The organism is Mycobacterium sp. 1245852.3 (assembly GCF_001669335.1).
In the GTDB taxonomy this organism is placed as follows: domain Bacteria; phylum Actinomycetota; class Actinomycetes; order Mycobacteriales; family Mycobacteriaceae; genus Mycobacterium; species Mycobacterium europaeum_A.
In genome coordinates this window covers 1-6303 of the sequence record NZ_LZLL01000131.1, presented here as the reverse complement: position 1 = coordinate 6303, position 6303 = coordinate 1, and the positions used below count along the sequence as shown (strand labels likewise).

The window sequence follows — 6303 nt, the reverse complement described above, 5'->3', positions numbered from 1 at the left end:
GCGGCCGTACAGGTCCAAGATCACGTCGTAGATGCTCTGGTGGGCTGGCCGGTAGAAGTCACCCGGCCGCAGCTTTTCCAGCACGTCGGCGATGGCCTCCTTGCTCAACAGCATCCCGCCCAGCACCGACTGCTCGGCGTTGAGGTCCTGCGGGGGCTGGCGCCGATCGTCGAGCTCGGTGTAGGCCTGCACGCGCTGCCGGCCGCGGCTCTGCATGGGCATCTCGAGATCGGTCACGCGGCCACCCACTCGTGGTGGCCGTGGTCGCCGTCGCCGGCGAGCTCGGCAGCGATCACGGGCCAGCACTGATCACACACCATCGATTTCAGCGGCAACTCGGGGCGCATGGTGGCCCGGTGCGAACCGCACAGCATGCATTGGCGGCCCCCGCTGATCGCCAGGTCCATCAGCAGGTCGGTGCCGATCGTGGCCGCAGTCGAAACACCGTCGACCGCAACGGGGTTCGTCGTGGAGTGGGCCAGGATTTCGTCCGCCCAGCGGGTCAAAGCCGCCGCCAACGGCATCTGCGGGAACAGCCGATTGACCCGCCGTCCCGCCGCGGCCAACGCCGCCATTGGGTCCACCGGGCGGCCGAATTTCACCTCGTGTGCTTGCAGGAGCTCGGCGCGTCCGGCCGGGCTGGTGGCCGCCGCAACTTGGGCATACCAGTGCGCAGTGGTGCGGTCCTGCGCCTCGCGGGCCTCGCAGCGCGCGCGCTGTTCCCAGGCGCGCTGCAGGGGCCGCAACCGCGGTCCGGCACCTGGCACGTTGTGGTGCAACCGCCACAGCGCCAGGCGCCAGGGCCGCTGCAGATCCGCCGGCATGGGCCGACCAAGCTTGTCGAGGATCTGCTCGGGTAACCACCCTGCGGCCAGCCGGTTTTGGATCTGCGCGCCCAGCATGAACCGCAGGTGCTTGGGCAGCCGAGCCAGCACCTCGGGCAGCCCGGCCAGCACCTGGCGTAGCTCGTCGGTGGATACCTCGACCTCAACCGGCCGGGAGCTGCTGGGCAGCTCGTCGTTCCGGGGGGTAGGGGGGTAGAGAGATTGGTTCTTATAAGGAAGACGCCGCGAAAAGGTGACCGAATCGGCGTCGGAGTGGGTGTGGCAGGTAATGACCCGGCCGTCACGATCTCGGGCGAGTACGGCGATATCAGCGGTGAATTGCTCGTTGATCGCCACGAGCGCGCGTGTGTTGCGGCCTTGGGCTGCCCGATAGACGATCAACCCGTCGGCCGCCAACGCCGCCAGTGCCCGCCCGACGGTTTTGAGGTCGTAGCGTCGGCCGCCGCCGGCTGCGATGAGCTCGACGAGCTGCCCGAGCGCAACCCGGTCGTCGGTGATCCGGCTCCAGCCGCACAGCAGCTTGAGTACCGCGGCCAGTACGTGGCGTCGGGCGCCCCGCAGGCCAAGCTGGGCAGCGTGTGTTTCGACGCGGCCGCGCACCATCTCGGCGTCGGCAAAGGTCACCCGCTGTCGAGGCCGGCAAACTTCGTGCGAGCGCTGTCCGCCGCGCGGGCCGGCGCCGAAACGCTGTGTCTTTGCGCAGTTCAGCCGGTGTTTCTGCGACACTTCGCGCGAATACGTTGAATTGTGTCCTGGGTAAGAGCTACCCTGGGAACTACTTGTCACGCAGTTCTCCCTGTTCAGCACGGGGACCGAGATTCGAAGTTGGCGCTTCGGACCTCACGAAATTCGGAGTTGGCGCTCCGAATTCGACCTTCTGATCGATTCCCAGATCCCCCTTTCGAGGGGGATCTGCGTTCTGGTCCCGCTATTTTTTTGTGGGGTCTCCCCTGGTGTTCGGGGATGGTGAGCGGCTATTGCCTCCTTTCCGACTGGGCTTCCTGATTCCGAGTCGTCGGCTTCATCCGACCATGCCTTTGACCGATGAAGGCGGACCGACACGGAATTACCTTGTTTGCTGGCTCTAGCCCCGCGTCATACGCCCGCTCAGAGGCGCTCAAACCGTGTTTGCTGAGCCACGCTCACGGGCGACGCGATGGGTAAAACCGCTGGTGAAACGGCATTTCCTGCAATTGTTTGCTGGCCGCTGGCCGGTGACGCGAGGAGGCTGCACCCCCGCAGGACCGTGTTTGCTGACGACTTAGCCCCTCGGCGGACATGGCGAAAAGCCCAGGTCGGCACCGTTTCTCGGGCCGGACAACCGCCACCGCCACTCAGCGACGCTAACAATTGCAAGCACCCGCTGTCGGGGCGGCCGCGGATCACGCCGTGGCCTTCGTCAACCCGGCACCGAGCGCCAGTTCCACGCCGCTGCCGACCCGTACCGACCACCCGGCGGCGGTCATCTGCTGCCGCTGAACAGGGTCGGGCTCGAGCAGGGCCATGGCCGCCGCGGCCTCGGCAGCCAGGTCGATGCCGTACCAGGCGTACGGGTAGCCAGCAGGATCACAGACGACCCAGCCGCGATGGCCGGGCGGGCTGCGGCCGCCGCACAGTCAGCGCTCTTGGCTGATGACATGAGAACTCCTTTCCGATTTCAGGTGCACCACTGGCGGGTGCGGGAACCTCAGAGCCGAGGGGGCATCGACAATGCGCCCCGGTGGGCCGGCATCGCTGCCGTCGGCGAAAACCCCGTAGTGGTGGGCCAGGGCGATGAGGACCGAGCAGGGGGCACCGACGACGCATTCACCGGTCGTCATGCCCTCGCGCTCCCCCGCCCAGAGCCCGGCGCTAAAGGTGCACTCGGCGCAAACCACGGCAGAGTCGGGGCAAGACAGGATGTCCTCGCCATGGACCGCTGCAGCGCTGGAGCTCCCGCAGCCGTGGCACACCATGACCGCCGGGCGGTGCCGGGCCGCGTGCGCGAGCAGGTCCGAACGATGCCCGGGTTCGCCAGCTCGCCCCGGCGGGGCGTCAGCCAGAATCGCCACGAAGATGCGCCGCATCAGATCTGGGTCAGTACCGGCGGCCGCGATCACATCGCGATGCGCGTCATCAGGGAGGTATTGCGCGATTTCTTGCTCCACTGTTCCTCGGCTGAGCGCCACCACCCATCCGCACCGTTCACAGCGCCGAGAAGTCAGCCAACGGCTGCCGTAGGTGAACGGGCCCAGCCGGGTGGCGACGTGGTTGCAGCGTTGCCCACACACTGAATAGATTTCGGGGCGGTAGCATTCGTCGGCGCCCGCCGCCGCCAAGCGAGGACCAAATACAGCGAAATCCACTGCGTGCCAACGCCACCGCAATCCATCACCCGCCGCCGCGATGGCAAATCGCGACTCCCCATGGCTGCTCATAGAGTCACCGGCGCAGTGTCAGCGGCGCCGTGCGCGTCAACTGTGTGGGCATCGGTAAGCAGCGGCGACACCAGCCCCGGCCCCGGCAGCGCGACCACCCGCACCGGCACCCCGAAGATTTCCGCCGGCATCCCCGACAGCGACGACAGCCGCGGCGTCGCGACCACCAGCGCCTTGACGCGCTGCGCGGCATACCGGGCCAACTGCGCCAGCACCGACGAACCGCTGGCCCGCATCTTCACCTCGACGACCACGCAGCCATCAATGAGGAAGTCAGGCCGATCACAGCTGGCGAGCCGAAATTCCCGCTCAACCCGAAATGCGTGCTCCCGCAAGACCTGCTCGATACCGTCCTGCAGCGCGGTCTCGCGCGCTGCCCGGTAGATCCGCCGCCCCAGGACCGCCACAACGTGGTCAGCGATGGCCACCGCATCCGCTGCCGCGTCGTGCGTGGCGTAGTGCGGCGCGCTCACGGTGCCACCACGCCGTCGAGATCGGCGAGCACATCGCTGTCGGTCAGCAGTGCCGACAACCGCGGGTCGACATCGAGCATGTCAAGGTGCGCTCGTGCAGTCAGGCACTGCAGCGGGGTGTCCTTGCGCAGGTAGAGCGGGTGGCGCGGCTGCCCGCTCGAGGTCCAGCCGAGCACGGCTAAACTGCCACCGGTGGCCCGGCAGATGCGCCACATGCGGCTGGCGACCGTCCGGGCCCGCGCCGCGTCGGCGTCAGCACCCCAGGCCAAAACGATCACGTCATGTGCGGCGGCCTGGGCGTCGAGCTGAGCGTCATTGTCATAGCGAGGATCGCCGCTGACTCCGATCGGATCAGCTATCCCGGCAAGGTCTTTGGGGCTGGTGGCCCGCGCGGCGTACAGGTTGGTCAAGGTGACCGCGCTATAGCCGAAGCCGTCGGCAAACCCGATGTCACGACGTGACGTGGCGTCGTCGCGGTGCTCGTCGGCAGTGGAGGGGTTCAAAGAGATGAACATCAGCGCCGGCCCGGGCCCGCGTCGGCAGCTCAGCCAGTACCGGTAGCGCCGATCAGGCGAGAAGTGCGCGCAGCGCTCGGGGCGATGCCAGTGGGGCAGGTGAAGATCCAACATCAACGTCACAACACACCTCTTTAACGTTGAAAGACCTTGTGGGTCAGGCGCTTTTGGCAGATAAAGGACGCGAGCGCGCGTTGCGCGCCCCGCCGCCGAAAGTGCGCGCGCAAACCAAGACACGCTGTCCTGGTACGCGGCGGTTCCTGTTGTAGAGCACCATGATGGTGATCGCCATCCGGACACCCGCGGTGCCGGTCAGGGTCTCCCCCAACGCGGCAGCGTGGGTGCGCAACGCCGTCGGAAGCACACCGAGCAAGGTGTCGGCCAGCCGCTCCGGATCGATACGGTCGCCCAGATAGTGTTGAATCAACCCGATGCCATGGACAAGCGGCGCATCGTAGGCATCCATGCGCAGGTCCCACACCTGAACAATCAGTTCCAGGGTGTCGCGGATGAGATCGGCGCCGCCGAGGGCGAACAGCTTCTCCAACGTCGCGGTGCAGCGCACGTTTCCCGCCTTGGGCGCGTGATGAATCTGCAGCTCCAAACTGGACACGACGTCTTCGATCGCCAGCACGTCAGGATCACCGCTGGCCTTGCGGGCCTGCCAGTGATCCCAGGCCGAGGGACGCCGCCGTTCCCGATTGAGCCGATCAAACAACCGGGCCTCGTCAGCCACCGTCAGCCCCTCATGGACGCGGGCCACCATCGAGGCCTGAGGATCGCGCAGTCGCGCAGCCTCCCAACGGTGTTGGCCATCGACCACCGCGTAGCGCGGACTGTGGTCGCGGCCGCGATCGCTGATCTCGATCACCCCGGCCAGCCGACGATCCCCCCAGCCGGCGGCCAACTTGCGGGCCCGACCCATATCGACCGCGCGCTGATAGGACTGATCGACGAACAACTCATCGACACGCACCGCGTCGATGTAGCCTCCGCCGGCATTGGCTGCCGCCGCGGTGACACTCACACTCATCGTCATGCTGCTCTGGTCCTTCCTTGCCGTGCACTGGGTGTGCGCTGCCCGACGCCGCCGGCGTAGATGTCGTGGCAGGCATCGCAGCGGGTCCGCCCCGGTGAGTGCCAGGTGGCTTTGCAGTCCACGCACAACCCACGCCGATACGCGTCATGTCCATCGGCAGGCACCGCGTTGCCTACCGCTGCCGGCGCTCGTCTCGGCGCGCCGGCCGCCGCGCTCATGCCGCCCCCTGGTCTCGGGCGACGACTCCTGGCCGCCGGGGCTGCTGCTCGCGCTGCCGTTGGCGGCGCAGCTCACGGGCACGTTCGGCCATGGTCATGCCCCCCAGGACACCGCGCTGGTCACGGCCCTTGTTCAGCCCGTAGCTGCGGCACTTGTCCAACACCGGGCAGTACTGGCAGATCGCCTTGGCCTCGGCCTGAACCAACGGACTACGGCTCAGCCAGTCCACCTCAGGAAAGGCAGCGCAGGCCCCGTCGAAGACGAAGCTGGCCAATTCCACTTCGTCCCTGTCCGGCAGCGGTTCTGGGCACGGCAACTCCAAATACCGCTGCACCGAGCGCGTAGTGACCCGCAAGTAGTCGGCGATCACATCCAGTGACTGGCCACGGCCGCGCATCCGATGCGCGGTGATCCGGTGGTTGAGCCACCGCGAATTCGGTCTGCTGTCAACATCATTCACGGTCAGTCCCCCACCGTGTTCTCACGCAGCCGCCGATACTGCGCACCGACTTCGGCGATACCCAGCCGCGCCAACGCCTCAGCAACACGGCCCGGGCCGACCGCGGCGCGCGGGTGCCCATCAGTGGGCTTGGCGTGGATCCCTAACCGCGACATCACCGCGGTGAGCGTCAGCATCATCGACGCACTCGGGCACGCCACCTTCATCCCTTGCCGATTGAAATGCGCCGCGGCATGCACCGCCCCCCGGCTGACCCCCACCGCTGCAGGCATGCCTTGCCCGAACAGCCAGCGACCATCACGAAACCCATAGCGGCCCAACACTGTTTGCGGATT

General features: G+C 67.1%; 8 protein-coding genes and 1 pseudogene. All 9 read right to left on the bottom strand.

Annotated features, from left to right (window positions below; translation table 11 throughout):
- On the bottom strand, window positions 1-222 hold a 222-nt coding region (locus A9W96_RS05855), incomplete at its 3' end, for a DnaB-like helicase N-terminal domain-containing protein (protein WP_369830816.1).
- An 11-nt stretch (window positions 223-233) separates the two neighbouring features.
- On the bottom strand, window positions 234-1469 hold the full coding sequence (locus A9W96_RS05850; protein WP_067138383.1) for a hypothetical protein: 1236 nt from the start codon (window positions 1467-1469) through the stop codon (window positions 234-236).
- Window positions 1470-2227: 758 nt separating this feature from the next.
- Complete coding sequence (locus A9W96_RS33010; RefSeq protein WP_255362937.1) at window positions 2228-2350, bottom strand: hypothetical protein; 123 nt, start codon at window positions 2348-2350, stop codon at window positions 2228-2230.
- Window positions 2351-2461: 111 nt separating this feature from the next.
- Window positions 2462-3016, bottom strand: a complete 555-nt coding sequence (locus tag A9W96_RS31225; protein ID WP_156765127.1) for a hypothetical protein — start codon at window positions 3014-3016, stop codon at window positions 2462-2464.
- A 242-nt stretch (window positions 3017-3258) separates the two neighbouring features.
- Entirely contained in the window at window positions 3259-3735 is a 477-nt protein-coding gene (locus tag A9W96_RS05840; RefSeq protein ID WP_231999602.1) for a GxxExxY protein, read from the bottom strand.
- Complete coding sequence (locus A9W96_RS05835) at window positions 3732-4364, bottom strand: DUF1643 domain-containing protein (RefSeq protein ID WP_231999603.1); 633 nt, start codon at window positions 4362-4364, stop codon at window positions 3732-3734. The genes A9W96_RS05840 and A9W96_RS05835 overlap by 4 nt, the downstream gene beginning before the upstream one ends.
- A gap of 43 nt (window positions 4365-4407) precedes the next feature.
- Complete coding sequence (locus A9W96_RS05830) at window positions 4408-5289, bottom strand: DUF6551 family protein (RefSeq protein ID WP_067138376.1); 882 nt, start codon at window positions 5287-5289, stop codon at window positions 4408-4410.
- 214 nt (window positions 5290-5503) lie between these two features.
- The gene (locus A9W96_RS05825) at window positions 5504-5968 is read right to left on the bottom strand and encodes a WhiB family transcriptional regulator (protein WP_231999601.1); all 465 of its coding nucleotides are present in this window, start codon (window positions 5966-5968) and stop codon (window positions 5504-5506) included.
- Between the two features lie 2 nt (window positions 5969-5970).
- A pseudogene (locus tag A9W96_RS05820) lies at window positions 5971-6303 on the bottom strand (hypothetical protein); the annotation flags it as partial.